General features: G+C 33.9%; 1 pseudogene. It reads left to right on the plus strand.

The features are described from left to right. A pseudogene (locus tag ACFIK8_RS11470) lies at positions 1 to 143 on the plus strand (transcriptional regulator); the annotation flags it as partial. Between the last annotated feature and the right edge of the window lie 566 nt (positions 144 to 709).

Here is a 709-nt window from a genome sequence, read left to right on the forward strand (position 1 = left end):
CACTCGGAAATGCTAGCGCCATCTATGTAATAACGGGTTTTAACATCTCCGATGAAGATTTAAAACTCATAGCTTTGATTTCGTCTGGAGATAAAAAGAAGATTGAAGCTTTAAATGTTCTGTTGACTGCAGAGAATTTGTAAAGTTTTCTAATCTTTCCAATATCTTCCTTTTCTGAATTGTAGACAACGCCTCCCATTTCACAATAATATCCGGTAAAACTGCTTCAAAGTTTTCTTCATTCTTCATAATTATACTCCGTATAGTTAAACTAATAACGTTGAAGCGTTTTAGATATCCCATACCTTAGAAAAAATTAATTGCAATAGGCAGTCTGGAATCAGTTGTGTAAACAAACTTGTTTTTATAAAATTAGATGGAATTCTATTGGTTATGTACCATGGTGAGACAAAAAACATCACACGGTCCAGACCTTTTTATGAATGAGGAAGCTGATGACAAAGATAAGGATCTCTTCACAAAAGAGTTGAGTTTACCCACACACGCCAAAGAAGCACTTATTCCCTTATCAGGATACCATCAAAAAAGATCTTATAGATTGCCTTTCTATGACAACTCAAACCGCAAATGAAACAGAAAAAATCGTTCTTCCAGCAAAAATCACAACCAAAAGTATCAACATACTTTCTGAAGGGCTTCAAAGATAAAGCATACATTAAAAAAGTGTCATAATGGAACAAAGATACAA

It is taken from the genome of Bartonella sp. MR168JLCBS (assembly GCF_042194175.1).